General features: G+C 44.0%; 11 protein-coding genes, 1 pseudogene and 1 CRISPR repeat array (1 of these 13 only partly in view). Of the genes and pseudogenes, 11 read left to right on the forward strand and 1 reads right to left on the reverse strand.

The window, feature by feature from the left end; genetic code table 11:
- The first annotated feature begins 59 nt into the window (after positions 1-59).
- Together JU57_RS04330 and JU57_RS04335 are read left to right on the forward strand one after the other, a co-directional pair.
- Positions 60-398: a hypothetical protein gene (locus JU57_RS04330; RefSeq protein WP_037957447.1), complete on the forward strand. Its 339-nt coding sequence runs from the start codon at positions 60-62 to the stop codon at positions 396-398.
- Positions 395-1,225, forward strand: coding sequence for an SDR family oxidoreductase (locus JU57_RS04335; RefSeq protein WP_037957448.1), 831 nt, complete (start codon positions 395-397; stop codon positions 1,223-1,225). The genes JU57_RS04330 and JU57_RS04335 overlap by 4 nt, the downstream gene beginning before the upstream one ends.
- A 23-nt stretch (positions 1,226-1,248) precedes the next feature.
- Here JU57_RS04335 and JU57_RS04340 read toward each other — a convergent pair whose 3' ends face one another.
- A complete protein-coding gene (locus JU57_RS04340; protein WP_037957451.1) occupies positions 1,249-3,387 on the reverse strand; it encodes a methyl-accepting chemotaxis protein in 2,139 nt (712 codons plus the stop codon).
- Positions 3,388-3,518: 131 nt separating this feature from the next.
- Here JU57_RS04340 and nspC point away from each other — a divergent pair, with 131 nt between their 5' ends.
- From nspC to JU57_RS04385, 9 genes and pseudogenes are all read left to right on the forward strand, one after another.
- Positions 3,519-4,664: a carboxynorspermidine decarboxylase gene (gene nspC, locus JU57_RS04345; protein WP_037957452.1), complete on the forward strand. Its 1,146-nt coding sequence runs from the start codon at positions 3,519-3,521 to the stop codon at positions 4,662-4,664.
- A gap of 140 nt (positions 4,665-4,804) precedes the next feature.
- Positions 4,805-6,502: a potassium-transporting ATPase subunit KdpA gene (gene kdpA, locus JU57_RS04350; RefSeq protein ID WP_037957453.1), complete on the forward strand. Its 1,698-nt coding sequence runs from the start codon at positions 4,805-4,807 to the stop codon at positions 6,500-6,502.
- A 9-nt stretch (positions 6,503-6,511) separates the two neighbouring features.
- Positions 6,512-8,548: a potassium-transporting ATPase subunit KdpB gene (kdpB, locus tag JU57_RS04355; protein ID WP_037957454.1), complete on the forward strand. Its 2,037-nt coding sequence runs from the start codon at positions 6,512-6,514 to the stop codon at positions 8,546-8,548.
- Between the two features lie 10 nt (positions 8,549-8,558).
- Entirely contained in the window at positions 8,559-9,146 is a 588-nt protein-coding gene (gene kdpC / locus JU57_RS04360; RefSeq protein ID WP_037957456.1) for a potassium-transporting ATPase subunit KdpC, read from the forward strand.
- A complete protein-coding gene (locus JU57_RS04365) occupies positions 9,139-11,832 on the forward strand; it encodes a sensor histidine kinase KdpD (protein WP_037957457.1) in 2,694 nt (897 codons plus the stop codon). Before kdpC ends, JU57_RS04365 begins: the two co-directional genes overlap by 8 nt.
- Complete coding sequence (locus JU57_RS04370; protein ID WP_294875854.1) at positions 11,832-12,515, forward strand: response regulator transcription factor; 684 nt, start codon at positions 11,832-11,834, stop codon at positions 12,513-12,515. Before JU57_RS04365 ends, JU57_RS04370 begins: the two co-directional genes overlap by 1 nt.
- 104 nt (positions 12,516-12,619) lie before the next feature.
- Positions 12,620-13,555, forward strand: coding sequence for an EF-hand domain-containing protein (locus tag JU57_RS04375; RefSeq protein ID WP_037957459.1), 936 nt, complete (start codon positions 12,620-12,622; stop codon positions 13,553-13,555).
- A 75-nt stretch (positions 13,556-13,630) separates the two neighbouring features.
- On the forward strand, positions 13,631-14,302 hold the full coding sequence (locus JU57_RS04380; RefSeq protein ID WP_037957460.1) for a response regulator transcription factor: 672 nt from the start codon (positions 13,631-13,633) through the stop codon (positions 14,300-14,302).
- A pseudogene (locus tag JU57_RS04385) lies at positions 14,295-15,542 on the forward strand (ArsS family sensor histidine kinase); the annotation flags it as partial. The gene JU57_RS04380 and the pseudogene JU57_RS04385, both read left to right, overlap by 8 nt.
- Before the next feature lie 38 nt (positions 15,543-15,580).
- A CRISPR array of direct repeats spans positions 15,581-15,772; the repeat unit is 36 nt; unit sequence GTTATAGCCCCCCATCTCACTCGGTTTTGCTATAAT (it continues 968 nt past the right edge of the window).

The raw sequence follows: 15,772 nt of genomic DNA on the forward strand, positions 1-15,772 counted from the left end.
AAGCTTTACATGTAAAGTTTTGAGCTGCCTCTTTGACACTTTACATGTAAAGGATCACCATGTCAAAAAAAGCAAAAATCTTATGGACAACAGACAACAAAGAGACCGCCTTGCATATGGTTTGTCTTTATGCACACAACGCCATTTTAAAAGGGTGGATGGATGAGGTTGAAGTGTTGGTTTGGGGTGCTTCTCAACGACTTATTGCCGAAGATTCAGAAGTTCGAGCTAAAGTTGAAGCAATGATAAAAGATGGTGTCAAAGTCGTCGCATGTCTTAAATGTGCTGATACAATGGCGATAACTGATCCGTTGCAAACATGCGGTATCGATGTCTTTTACACGGGTGAGCTTTTAAGCGCGTGGATCAATTCAGGCGAAACCATTCTAAGCATATGAAAGCACAAACGATTTTGATCACAGGCTGCTCTTCGGGCATTGGGTACACCTGCGCGCATGGGCTTTCAAAACTGGGTTACACCGTTTTTGCAACGTGTCGTAAAGATGAGGACGTCAAGCGCTTGCAAGCGGAAGGGCTTAATGCGTTTAAGCTCGATCTGTGCGACTCTGGCAGTTTACATGTAGCGATTGCGTGGATGATCTCTCAAACGGGTGGGCGCATCGATGTGCTTTTTAATAACGCTGCATACGGGCAACCCGGAGCCGTGGAAGATTTGAAGCGTGACGTGCTGCGTGAACAGTTTGAAACCAATGTTTTTGGCACCCTTGAGTTGACCAACCTCGTGCTTCCCTATATGCGCAAACAAGGGCACGGGCGCATCATCTACAACAGCTCCATCTTGGGTTTGGTCGCGATGGGTTACCGAGGAGCGTACAATGCGTCCAAATTTGCCATCGAAGGACTTGCCGATACGCTCAGACTTGAGCTTCATGGCAGTGGCATTGACGTTGTTTTAATCGAACCAGGCCCCATCCGAAGCAAATTTCGTAAAAATGCCCTCGCAAAGTTTCGCGCCAACATCGACCAAGAGCGCTCCGCACACAAAGAGGTGTATACCAAAACCTTAGAGCGCCTTCAAAATAGCGGCGATAGCGCTTTTACCTTGGGGGCTGAGGCAGTTTTAGACGTGTTGATTCACGCGATTGAAGCCAAAAAACCAAAGTTCCGCTACCCTGTGACGTTCCCCACAAAGCTTTTTGTCTGGCTCAAACGGTTTTTCCCAACGCGTTGGATGGACACGATTGCCAGAAAAGCGGGAGAGTAAAAGCCCAAAAATAAGGCTTTTGCTCACGTTCTAAATTTATTCAAAATCGCATTAAGTTTTTCGGTCAAGGCATTGAGATGCTCGCTCGCTCCTGCTATCTCTTCGACACTTCTGGTATTTTGGGTTGAGAGGGTGTTGATCTCTTCGATTTTTGCGACAATGGCTTCGATTTTCGCTCCGGTTGCGATGTAGTCATTGACCGTTTTATCGTTGAGGTTGGTTGCTATATCCATAATATCAACGGTGGTGTTGATTTTTTTGCCCACATCTTCTGCGATGAGGGAGAGTTCTTGAACCTCTTTGGAGTTATGATTCATCTGCTCGCTGCTGTCCATAATCGCTTGAACGATCACGTTGATGGTGGCGTTGATCTCCACCAAACTTTTTTGCGTGCGCTCTGCTAAAGTGCGTACTTCATCGGCAACCACGGCAAATCCGCGTCCATGTTCCCCTGCACGTGCGGCTTCGATGGCGGCATTGAGCGCTAAAAGATTGGTCTGATCGGCAATGTCGCTGATGACCGTGAGGACATTTTTGACTTGGTCGGCATCTGAGCTGAGCTGTTGGATTTTATGCGCTAGCTCAAGTTCGGTGTGCGCACTGTTTTGAACGCGAAGTCCTAGTTGTTGGACAAATTTATGGGCGGATTTGAGTTCTTGATTGGCTTTGATGACCTCTTCTTTACTCTCTTTGGCTTTCACCACCGATGTGCTGATCTCTTGTTGGATCGCGTTGGACATGGTCGTTGTTTGATGAATGATCGTGGTCGAATCCTCGACGCGTTTGCCGACTTGCAGGGTTGTTGTTGAGAGCTCATGTGCAATGGAGGCATTTTCACTGCTTGTCTCTTTCGCAAGGGCAATCGTTGCACGCACTTTTTCGATGAAATTGTTGATCTCTTTGGACGCTCCTCCGATTTCATCGTTATTTTTGATCTCAAGTTGTTTGGTCAGGTCGCCATCGCCCTCTGCTAGATTGTGCGCGGTAGCTTGCAAGTTGAGAAGGGGCGCTGCGATCAGGCTGGTGATGAGAAAATAGATCGCAATAATCGCAATAAGTGCGACAATAGATCCTATGATCACGGTTTCGGCGAGCATGGTATTGATATTAGCAGAAATTTTTTCACCTTGTTTGGCAGTGTGTTCTTCGATGCTATCGATGTAAACGCCCGAGACAATCGTCCAATCCCACTCTTTAAAGTATTTGGCGTAGGCGAGTTTTGGAGCATCTTTTTTGGTGATGGGGTGCTCCGAATTGTAGATGACAAAAACCCCTTCTTTCGGGTTTTTCAATGCCCCCTCAATTAGCTCTTTACGAAACATTTTCCCCTGAGAGTCGGTGCTGTCAAGTTTGATTTCTTTGCCTTGACGATCTTGCTTTGTAGCATGAAATGCGTACACATAAGTGTTCGTATTGCCTTTTTTGAAACCAAAAAAGTAGCCCTCGTTATCATCCGTGTAGCGTAGGGTATTGAGAATTTTAATCGCCTCATTTTGGAAATGCGCTTTGATACTAGAGGCATAATCACCTGTGCCGATAACGATGTTTAAAGGTTCATAGTAGAAATTATACGAGAGTTTGGACTCATCTTGTTTGGTAATGGGATGCGGCCAAATGAACTTGGTAACACCCGTTCCCTCTTTAGCAGCTTTGAGGAGGTCTTTGATAACAAAGTTTCCCTCTTTGTCTTTCATGTCGATCAGATTTTTACCGACCAGTGCTTTGTTGATAGGATGAACGACATTGATACCTTCCATGTCATAGGCATAAAAGTACCCCACATCGTTGTTGTAGCGGTAGCCATTAATCAGTGCTAAAAGCATCGTTTGCAGTTCATCTTTGGAGAGTTTGTCTTTGTTGTTTGTATAGATGTCATCCAGCGTTTTTTTTAGAATCATCGCATCGGCTTTAATCTTTTGCGCGATGTTGGACTCCGAAGAAGAGGCTTCATAAAAGGAGGCAATCGCCTTTTCCGCCATCGTCGTAAAGGCTTTGAGCTCATTTTTATTGATCTCTAAAATGAGTTCGCCCTCATCCTTGGTTTGGGTTTGCCCGAGTTGCTGTGATTTGTAAACGACCACCACCAACGAGATGGATGCTACGAAGACAATTGAAACCATAAAGACAATCAAAGCCTTAATTTTAATACTCAAGGCACGCATAGATTCTCCTTGTATTTTGCTCTAACTCCTAATAATATCGTAACTTTTGAGGAATTGGTTCATGGTAGGATAATATTAAGATTATTAAGAGGAAAAATGCTACATTTCATCTGTCATTTTGGGAGAAAAACATGGTCAAAATCAGTAAAATAGAGACAATCATCAAACAGATTCACACCCCTGCGTATGTCTGTGAAGAGGCACTTTTAGAGGCAAATTTAAAGCTGCTTAAAGAGGTGAGTGAACGCTCAGGTGCAACGGTTTTACTCGCACTCAAAGGCTTTGCTTTTAAAGCGCTTGCGCCACTTGTCGACACATACCTCAGTGGTTGTACGTGCAGTGGACTCCATGAAGCGAAGTTTGCGAAAGAGTACTTTAAAGGTACGATTCATACCTATTCGCCTGCGTACAAAGAAGAGGATATTGACGAAGTCATTGCGCTTAGCGACCATCTTATTTTTAACTCGTTTAACCAATGGGAAAAATACAAAGCAAAAGCAGTCGGCAAAACCAGTTGTGGACTGCGTCTCAACCCTGAAGTCTCGTCTAGTCCTGTGGATCTTTACAACCCATGTGGGCTTTACAGTCGCCTTGGCATCACCAAAGAAAACATGCAAAATGATAAACTGGAAGGCATTGAAGGGCTTCATTTTCACGCACTTTGCGAACAAGATGCAAGTGCGCTTGAAGCGGTTTTAGAAGGGTTTGAAGCGCGTTTTGGAGATTTGATACCCCAAATGAAATGGGTCAATTTTGGAGGAGGGCATCACATCACGCGCGAGGATTACGACGTGGAAAAACTCATCCGGCTCATTAAAGATTTTCGTGCGAAATATAACAGTATCAACGTTTATTTGGAACCCGGAGAAGCGGTAGGTTGGCAAACAGGTCCATTGGTGGCAAGTGTGCTTGACATCGTTCACAACGGCATCGACATCGCTATTTTAGACATCTCCGCCGAAGCGCATATGCCTGACACGCTTGCCATGCCGTATCGTGCGGCGATCCGAAGAGCGGGAGAAGTGGGTGAAAAACCTTACCTGTACCGCCTTGGAGGTCCAACATGCTTGGCAGGCGACATCATGGGCGATTACAGTTTTGATGCGCCACTGAAGATTGGTGACAAGCTCATTTTTGAAGATATGATCCACTATACCATCGTGAAAAACACCACGTTTAACGGCGTCAAACTCCCAGATTTAGCCGTGCTTCACAAAGACGGACGTTACGAAGTGACCAGTCAATTCGGGTATGACGAGTACAAAAGGCGCAACTAAAAATCTTTACATGTAAAAGAGGAAGTCTTTAGACTTCCTCTTTTACATCCTAACAAAATCCTTATCTTTTAACCCCAAATAAAGATATTTTCCTCTTGTTATCTGTCCTATAATTTCCTAAATAACGAAAAAGGAAAACAATGGTTGCAGATATAACCCTTTTTATCAGCTTTTTGATCTTGCTCATAGGAGTGGCAAAAGCGTACAGTGGGTTTTTTACCAAAGTGTTGGTGGGGGAGAAAAATGTTTTAACCCCCATCCTTGCGCCGCTAGAAAATAGCTTTTATCGCTTGTGCGGCATCAATCCTCATCTTGAGATGAACTGGAAAAAATACGCTTTAGCACTCATGCTTTTTAACGGTGTGGGCATCGTACTTGTGCTGGTAGTGCTTCTGTCACAGCATCTTTTACCGCTTAATCCCCAAGGCTTACCCGCTTTGCCCTTTGAGTTAGCGTTCAATACGGCGGTGAGTTTTGTGACCAATACCAATTGGCAAAATTACAGTGGTGAGAGCACGATGAGTTATTTCTCTCAGATGTTCGTGCTCAGCGTGCAAAACTTTCTCTCCGCTTCAACAGGCATTGCGGTCGCCGTGGCTTTCATGCGAGGCATCATCTCTAAAGAGAGCGAGTCCATCGGCAATTTCTGGGGAGATATGGTACGCATAACGTTGTATGTTTTGCTTCCGCTCTCTTTGGTGTATGCGCTCTTTTTGATCTCTCAAGGCGTCATTCAAAACTTTTCCCCTTATATCAGTGCAGTGAGCCTCGAAGGAGCCAATCAGAGCATCCCGATGGGACCTGTAGCTTCACAAGAGGCAATTAAGATGTTAGGAACCAATGGTGGTGGCTTTTTCAATGCTAACTCCGCACACCCTTTTGAAAACCCAACGCCCCTTTCTAACTTTGTGCAGGTCTTCTCCATCCTCTTCTTACCCATCTCGTTGCTTTTCGTCTATGGAAAAATGAGCCAAAAAAGCGGTGAGGGACGTTCTATCTTAATTGCGATGGTTGTGCTTTTTGTGTTGATGTTAGGCTCGCATTACACTTCTGAAAAATTTGGCAATCCTGAAATTTCGGGCATTGTTGGAGAGAGTGCGATGGAAGGCAAAGAGGTGCGTTTTGGTATCGCCTCAACCTCTTTATTTTCAGTAGCCACAACGGCAGCATCGTGTGGTGCGGTCAATGGTATGCACGATAGCCTCACTCCACTCGCAGGTATGGTGGCTCTGGTGCAGATGATGCTCGGTGAGATTGTCATCGGCGGTGTGGGTGCTGGATTTTACGGCATGATGGCGTATGTCATTTTAAGTGTGTTTATCGCAGGACTGATGATAGGACGAACCCCTGAGTATATGGGCAAAAAGATTGAAGCCAAGGAGATGACCTATACCGTCATAGCCGTGTTGCTTCCGGGTCTGTGCATCCTTCTTTTTACAGGATTATCGCTTTTAATCCCTGATGCCACCAGCTCCATCTCCAACCCAGGACCGCATGGTCTTTCTCAAGTGCTCTACGCCTTTAGCTCAGCCAGTGGAAACAACGGTAGTGCTTTTGCAGGACTCAGTGGTAATACACTTTACTATAACTATGCACTGGCTTTTTGTATGTTTGTGGGACGTTTTGGTGTGATTATCCCGATGCTGGCGATTGCAGGAAGTTTGGCACGAAAGAAAGTGGTTCCGTTTGGTAAAGGTACACTCAATACCCAAAGTACACTTTTTATCACCCTTTTGGTAGCAACCATTGTGTTAACGGGAGCACTTACGTTCTTCCCTTCACTGGCACTTGGCCCTGTGATTGAGCATTTGATGATGCTTGAACGCGTCTCTTTTTAAGGAATGAACATGAAAAAACAACAAAATTCTAGCTATAACCAAGCGATTATCAACGATGCGCTCAAAGGGTGCGTTAGCAAATTAACACCCAAAGAACAGCTCAAAAATCCGATCATTTTTGTGGTCTATTTGGGTACGTTTATCACCGGTTTTATATGGCTTTATGAGAGCAGTCGTGGCAACATTTCTCTTTTTGGATTTGAATTTTGGGTCTTTGCATGGCTCTTTTTTACGGTTCTCTTCGCCAATTTTGCAGAAGCATTGGCTGAGGGCAGGGGTAAAGCGCAAGCCAGTGCATTACGTTCGGGTAAAAAAAGTAGCAGTGCCAATAAGTTAAGTGAGGATGGTAGCCTTTTAAAAGTGAGCTCTGAGAGCCTGAGAGTAGGCGATGTGGTCGTTGTCAGTGCAGGCGAAGTGATTCCCAGCGATGGCGAGGTCATTAAGGGCATTGCGAGCATTGATGAGAGCGCCATTACAGGCGAATCTGCGCCCGTCATCCGTGAATCAGGAGGGGACCGCAACTCGGTTACAGGCGGTACGCTTGTTTTAAGTGATGAGATTACGATCAAGATCACGAAAAATCCTGGTGAAACCTTTTTGGACCGTATGATTAGCCTGATCGAAGGGGCTAAAAGGCAAAAAAGTCCGAATGAAATTGCGCTCTCCATCTTGTTGATGGGCTTGACCGCCATTTTCATTGTGGTGACGTTGACACTTAAGCCAATGGCTTTACATGTAAACGCAGATATATCTGTTGTCTCGCTGATTGCGCTTTTGGTCTGTTTGATTCCGACAACCATTGGTGGGCTTTTAAGTGCCATTGGTATTGCAGGGATGGACAGACTGCTTAAAAAGAATGTGTTGGCGATGAGCGGTAAAGCCATAGAAGCTGCGGGCGATGTTAATGTGTTATTACTCGATAAAACAGGCACGATCACTTTTGGTAATCGCATGGCGAGTGTTTTTCTCCCCATTGACACCAAAGAGCTTGATAATTTAGCCTATGCGGCGTTGTTAACATCGCTGAGTGATGACACTCCTGAGGGAAAAAGTACGGTTACGTTTGCACAAAATACGTATGGATCTAAAGAACCAGCCAATCTTGAAAGTGCCACGTTTATCCCTTTTAGTGCCTATACGAGGATGAGTGGGCTTGACTTGGATGGTAAGGAGTATCGCAAAGGGGCGGTGGATGCCATCGAAAAATTTGTCACCGCAAAGGGTGGGAAGTTCCCCAAAGAGGCTCATGATATATGCGCTCAAATTGGTAAAAAAGGTGGCACACCTTTAGTCGTATGTATTGGAAATCATGTTTTAGGCGTGATTCACCTCAAAGACATCATCAAGCCTTCTATCAAAGAGAAATTTGCTGAGTTTAGAGGTATGGGCATTAAAACCGTGATGATTACGGGAGACAATCCGATCACGGCTGCTGCCATTGCCGCCGAAGCGGGTGTGGATGACTTTGTCGCCGAAGCAACGCCTGATACGAAAATAGCGCTTATTCGCAACTATCAAAAAGAGGGCTTTACGGTGGCAATGACGGGAGATGGTACCAACGACGCGCCTGCTCTTGCGCAAGCGGATGTGGGACTGGCGATGAATAGTGGAACCCAAGCAGCTAAAGAGGCGGCGAATATGGTGGATATGGACAGTTCACCTACCAAACTGATTGAAGTGGTTGAGACGGGTAAAGAGCTTTTGATGACCAGAGGTGCGCTAACGACTTTTAGTTTAGCCAATGACATTGCTAAATACTTTGCGATCATCCCAGCTCTCTTTGTGGTAGCGTTTCCGCAGATGGAAGTGCTTAACATCATGCACCTCTCATCACCTCAGAGTGCTATTTTATCGGCGGTTATTTTTAATGCGTTGATTATCATCGCACTGATTCCTCTGGCAATTTCAGGGGTTGGGTATAAAGCCTTGGGCGCGGACGTGGTGCTAGGAAAAAACTTAGTTATCTATGGACTTGGCGGTATTATCGTTCCTTTTGTAGGGATAAAACTGCTGGATATGTTGCTTGCAACATTGCATCTTTTGTAAAAGGAAGCGTATGAAAACACTATTTCAATCGATTAAATTACTTTTAGTCATGACATTTTTACTTGGAGGTGTTTATCCTCTGGCGGTTACCAATTTAGGGGCATGGGTTTTTCCAACACAGAGTTCGGGGCTTTTACTGAAAGAACATGGAACGGTTATAGGCTCAGAACTGATCGGACAAAATTTTTCAAAAGTGGGTTATTTTATTGCTCGACCCTCGGCTGCAGGGGAGGATGGTTACGATGCACTCTCCTCAAGTGGGAGCAATTTAGCACCGACAAACAAGCTTTTGTTGGATAGAATAGAAGTCCGTAAAGAAGCTTTACATGTAAGGTTTGGTGAGGGTGAAATTCCTAGTGATTTGGTCATGACCTCAGGCAGTGGACTTGACCCGCATATCTCCAAATTAGCAGCCCTTTATCAGGTGAAAACCATCGCCAAAGAGCGCCATGTCGATGAAGTTCAAATGCTTGAGCTTGTCAATCAGCACATTGAAAAAAAGTTTTTGGGTTTTATAGGCGAGGAGAGGGTGAATGTCCTTCTTTTAAATCGTGCGTTAGATAAACACTTTGGAGTTTTAAATCCTCAACATGAATGAAGATGTCTTAGAAACAAGTGATCTGGTACTTCAAGAGATCAAAAACAGACGCGAAACGGGAGAGCTAACACTTTTCTTTGGCGCTTTAGCCGGTGTGGGCAAAACCTACACCATGCTTCGTAACGCCAAAGAGTTACTTCAAAGTGGAAAGCGTGTGCTCATTGGCTATGTTGAGATGCACGGTAGGGCTGAAACAGAGCGTTTAACCCAAGGCATTCCCTCCATTGCCCCTAAAAAGATCGTGTACCGTGGAAGTACGCTTTATGAACTTGACATCGATGCTATTTTGGAAGCGAAGCCCGATGTGGTGCTCATTGATGAGTTAGCTCACAGCAATGCGCCCACTTCAAGACACCAAAAGCGTTACCAAGATGTTTTAGAGATCTTGGACAATGGCATTGATGTTTACAGCACAATGAATGTCCAACATCTTGAAAGTCTTAACGATTTGGTGCTACAGATTACGGGTGTGAAGGTCACTGAAACCGTTCCTGATAGCATTTTAGAACGCGTTGATAAAATCCAAATCATCGACATCCCTCCTGAAAAATTGGTCGAGCGGCTCAAAGAGGGGAAAATCTATAAACTCCAAAGCGTTGAAAAAGCGCTGATGAACTTTTTCAAGCTTGGTAACATCAATGCCCTAAGGGAAATTGCGCTCAAACAAGCTGCAGGACGTGTCAGTAAAGACGTTTCAGAACTCTATAAAGAGAATAAAGTTGAGCGCTGGGAAGCGGTTGAAAAGGTCATGGTGTGCATCGATGGCAGTGAATTTTCTGCCAATCTGATTCGCTATGCCAAACGGCTCTCCTCGCAGATGAATGCGGAGTGGATCGCGCTTTACGTCGATGATTTTTCAACCAATAATCGTGAAAAATTGGCTAAAAATATCCGTTTAGCCGAAGAGTTAGGCGCTGAGGTCAACACCGTTTCGGGTCAAGATGTCGGCGAAGAGATTTTAAAACATGCGAGGACGCGGTTTGTAACGCACATTGTTGTGGCAAAGCGCAAAAAAAACTTTATAGGAAAGTTCTGGCGTATGGATATTGCCGATGAGCTTTTAAATGCAGGCGATGAGTTTTGCATTATTTCGTATATCAACAAAACCAAAGAGCAAAAATTAGAAGCGTATACCCTTGATGAAGCCAAACAAGAGGAAGCTCCGTTGTGGCACTCTCTCTTTGGACTAGGCTTACTGGGTGTGATAACATTTGGCTGTATCGTTTTTAGAAATCATTTGGAACTTCTCAATGTCGCACTGCTGATTCTCATTCCTGTACTGATTGTTGCTTCCAGAGGCGATATGAAAACCTCGATGGTGATTACTTTTGTCGGTGTCGGGCTTTTTAACTACTATTTTGTGCCGCCTGTTTATACCTTTGTGGTGAGTGACATCTCGCATCTGTGGAGTTTTTTCATCTTTTTTATTGTTGCTTATCTCATCTCATCACAAGCGAAAAAATTGAAACTCATTGGTGAGGTGATCCGCGAACGTGAGAAGAGGGTAAGGCGACTGTATAAACTAAGCCGTCGTGTCACTGCTGTTTCTGAAATAAAACAGGTGATTAAGATAGCGATGCCTTTAATCGCTGAATCACTCGGCAAAGAGACCTTCTTTTTCTTACGCAAGCATGTGGATGAGATACCAAAACTCTATGCGCATTATGATCCTAAAAGTCCGCTATCGAGTAAAAAATACGATGCGATGTTTGAAAAATTAGAGGCTATTTTTATCTCTTCGAGTGAAAAAGCCGTCCTTGATTGGTGTTTGGACAATGGCAAAATCGCAGGGGCTGGAACCGATACTTTTTTGGCTTCGGATATGCTCTATATTCCCATTAAAAGCCGCGAGGTCGTTTATGGAGCCCTTGGGATTAAAATCAAACAAGATGAGATGAACACGGAGTTTAAGATGTTTTTAGACTCGGTCACCAGTGTCATGGCGGTCTCTTTTGAGCGTATTTCGCTTTCAGAAAAAAACAGTAAAAATGCGATTACATTAGCACGTGAAGAGCTTAAAAATGCACTGTATGGCTCGATTTCCCATGACTTACGAACACCGCTTGCTTCTATTTTAGGCATGGTTTCGATGCTGAAAACGGATGAAACGTGGTTGGATGAGAAGAAACGCGTTATCATTTCTCAAGTTATTTTTAGCGCAAAAAAGATGGAACGTTTGATGAATAATCTGCTTGATTCGGCACGGTTTGAAAGCCATAAAGTGGTTCTTAAAAAAGATTGGTGCGATGTAGCAGACATCTTCTCTCAAGCGGCGAGGGAGTTTGAAGATACTTTAAAAGAGCGCAATTTTAACATCAAAATTGAAGAGGAATCGGGCATTTTTAAAGCCGATTGTGTTTTAATAGAGCGCGTCGTCGTCAATCTTTTGGAAAATGCGATTAAATACTCACAACACGGAAGTGCCATTACCTTAGGGTTTCAAAAAGAGGGAACGTGGTGTAAAATTTTTGTTTTAAATGAAGACAGTCACATCAGTGAAGAAGACCTTAAAATGGTGTTTGAAAAGTTTTTCAGAATCAAAGGCATTAGCGATGACATTAATGGCAGTGGCTTAGGGCTTTTTATCTGCAAAAAAATCGTTGAAGCGCACGAGGGAAGGATTTGGGCGAGAAATTTGGAAAACAGTGTGATTTTTGAGTTTAGTATCCCCAACGAGGAGGAATAGTGTCCCAACTCAAATACAAAATTTTGATCATTGAAGATGATAAACAGATCCAAAAGCTTCTTGAAGTGAGCCTTGAAGAGCACGCTTTTTTACTCAAAGTATGTGGCACTCAAAAAGAGGGCATGTCGCATATGGTTCAGTTTAATCCTGATCTGATTTTGCTAGATTTAGGGCTTCCCGATGGCAATGGAAGGCTTTTTGTGCAAAAAATACGCGAGTTTAGCAACATCCCCATTATTATTGTCTCGGCACGCAATAGCGAACAAGAGATCGTGGATTCACTCAATTTAGGAGCGGATGATTATGTAGTGAAACCCTTTTTTACAGGAGAGCTCGTTGCGCGCATCAACTCTGCTCTCAGGCATGCGCTCAAAAAAGAGAGCACGCCATTGCTTAAAGTGGGCACGTTGGAACTTGATCTTGAAAAACGAGAATTTAAACTGAACGATGATGCGTTGCATCTCACCCCACTCGAATTTAGCCTTTTAAAATTTTTCATGCAAAACAGTGGCAAGGCTCTAACCCATGCACAAATCCTCAAAAATGTCTGGGGTGTGGGCTATCAAAACGACACCAAAATACTGCGTGTGTTTGTTAATCAACTTCGCAAAAAAATCGAAACCGACCCCAATCGACCCACATTGCTCATCACGATTTCAGGGGTTGGCTATCGGTTTGGATAAAAATACCTTTACATGTAAAACTTTTTTCATTGTTACCCACTGTTTACTGCATCGGTGATAGGATTGCTATTGGGAAATTCCCAAGCCAAACAAAGGAGGAGATGATGACGGTCAGTTCAAATTCTCTCTATGAAACGTCTTTGTACGGTTCGTATGGCAGCAGTACTAGCAGTAGTACCAGTTCGAGTACTTCAGATTTCGTAGATGCGTTGCTTACATCTATGGATTCTGATTCGAGTGGTGCTATTGACAGTGCTGAGTTTAGCAGTGCAGCTCTAGCATTGTCAAACAGTGACGAAAGTACTATTAGTAGTGTTTTTTCATCGTTAGACAGTGATGGAGATGGAACGATCAGTGAGGATGAACTAAGTTCATTGTTTACCAGTGAAGAATCTGAGACGATAGCGTCAGGTATGCCCCCACCTCCGCCATCTACATCATCATCAAGTGAAGAAGATACGGGTTATACCGCTGAAGAGCTTACCGCTATGGCGGAAGAGACTGCTTCAACCGATACGAATCTTTCGACTTTGCTTTCAGCTATTTCGGAGAATTTCGAGGCAGCTGATACCGATGGTGATGGTAAGGTAACTTCAGCTGAAGCAATGGTTTATCAACAATCATCATTAGAGACAACCGATGCAACAGAGATGAGTACAGTATCTGCAGCTGGAGGCACGCCCCCGCCGTCAGCGACATCATCTTCTTCTGAGGATGAGGACGATACGGGTTACACTGTGGATGAGCTTACCGCTAAGGCGAGTGAGACTTCATCAACGGATAGTGCCCTTTCTGCGCTCTTTGAAACATTGGCTGAGAATTTTGATGCCGCTGATACCAACAAAGATGGTACAGTAAGCGCCACTGAAGCACGAGCCTACCAAGACTCTGCGCAAGCAGAAAGTTCTGGTACAACGGATACAACAGAAGAGAGTACAACCAGTAGTGAAGACTTGATGCAAACGCTTTTAGCGCAAATCATCTCGAATTATGCTTCTCAAAATACTCTTGCTGGGACATCTGTCAGCTTTAGTGCCTAAGCATAAAACCACGCTCTAAGCAAGGCGTGGTTTTATGTTACTTTTCATTTACTTGATCTTCGTTATAATCAAAATATGATTAAAATTTTAATGATCGAAGATGACGTTGAACTCGCACAACTCCTTCAAGAATCTCTTTTAAAAGAGGACATCGAAATCGTACTGGCGTTTACGCCTTTGGATGGTTTAACAGCCCTCCAACATGACACCTTTGATGCCCTTGTTTTAGATCTTTCACTGCCTCAAATTGATGGCTTGGAGATTTGTCGCATTGTGCATGAATCGATTCCAACCCTTCCGATTATTATCTCCTCAGCACGTTCTGATATGGGCGATAAAGTGATGGGATTTGAGCGTGGAGCGGATGATTTTTTGCCAAAACCGTACGATCCAAGAGAGCTGGCTTTCAGACTTCGAGCGATTTTAAGACGTGGCAATACGCTTAATGAGCCTACCGCTTTTACCTTTAGCATTGATGAAGAGCGACACATCATCAAGCGTGGTAAACATGAACTAAGGCTGACAATGGCAGAGTATGACATCGTCTCGTATATGCTCAAAAAAGAGGGTTTTGTGATCTCACGCGAAGAGCTTTTGATGAACATCGGCTCTATCAAGTATGAGAGCAGTCTAAAAAGTATCGATGTGATTATAGGGCGCATTCGCCAAAAAATTGGTGATGATCCTAAAAAACCTCGATTTATTCTCTCGGTACGAGGGGTTGGGTATAAATTTGTTAATGCGTAAAACATCGATTGTAACACTCGTTTCTATCTTTTTTGCCCTCACGTTGGTGGTCATCAATCTTGCCTTTGCCTTTGAATACAAAAGGCAAATGAGTGATCTACACTTTTTTACCTTTCAGCGTTTTATCATGGCGACAAAAACGATGCTGCATAACGACTCTGACCAAGAAGGAACGTTTTTAAAGCTGGGTATTCGCATCAGCAATCAAGATAAAGATACGTTGCTCAACAAGGGTGAAAAACTTCTGGAGGATCCTTTTTCTGAGATGATTCAGTACCACGATAAACTCTATTTTGTTCATCAAAACCCACCTCCACCCATGATCATGCCGATGATGCGAGACGATAGGTTTCCACCACCACCCTTTGATATTCATAACGATGCAATGGGAGAAATGCCGACCGTTTTGGAAAATATTGAGGAGATTTCGCTGTACCGTCTTTGGATTTTAGGCGGTGTGATTAACGCGCTTTTGCTGCTTTTCTTTGGCATCGTGCTTCGTAAACTGTTGCGTCTTCGCAGCCTCAAAAGCGCGATTCGCACCTTCGGCGATACCAAAAAATTTCAAGTGATCGAGGTCGACAGCGAAGATGAATTGGGTGAAATTGCCTCAGAATTTAACGTAGCGATGCAGAAGATTCACCTGCTCAAAGAGGCTCGAACGCTCTTTTTACGCAACATTTTGCATGAGCTCAAAACGCCAATTATGAAAGGGAAAATTCTCTCCAATTCTCTTGAGAATATCAAACAACAACCCCAACTAGAGCGCATTTTCGAGCGCCTTGAAACGTTGCTTGGAGAAATGGTCAAAGTCGAAAAACTGAGCTCCAACGAGTGGATACTCGAAGCCAAAGAGTACCGCTTGGTCGATGTGTTAGACCATGCGATGGACTTACTGCTTTTAAGCGATACCAAACGCATTCATATTCCGCCCCAAGAGATGGCACCACTGGTGATCGTTGACTTTGAACTCTTTGCCACCGCCCTTAAAAACGTACTGGACAATGCGCTCAAACACTCAACGGATGGCGTAGAAGTCGATATGTGCAGTAATAGCATCAGCATTAGCAGTTTTGGAGAGAAAATTCCCCAAGAGCGACTCGACTTTTCACGCGCCTTTAACCGAACGGTAGAGGGCTCAAGCAGTGGACTAGGACTCGGGCTTTACATCGCCAACGCCATTGTTGAAAAACACGGCTTTCGTTTGAGTTATTTACATGTAGAAGGACAAAACTACTTTACGATTCATTTCTCACCCCATGCTTTACATGTAAACTAAAATAGGCTCAGATACTCACTTGGTTTTGCTATAATCTTCATCGAGCAAATGTATCTCGCAGTCAAGTTATAGCCCCCCATCTCACTCGGTTTTGCTATAATGTGAAGAGCATGTAACCAACCATCAAGTGTGTTATAGCCCCCCATCTCACTCGGTTTTGCTATAATAGTGTTGGCGATGTTTCCGCCACA

Source organism: Sulfurospirillum sp. SCADC (assembly GCF_000743525.1).
Lineage (GTDB): Bacteria > Campylobacterota > Campylobacteria > Campylobacterales > Sulfurospirillaceae > Sulfurospirillum.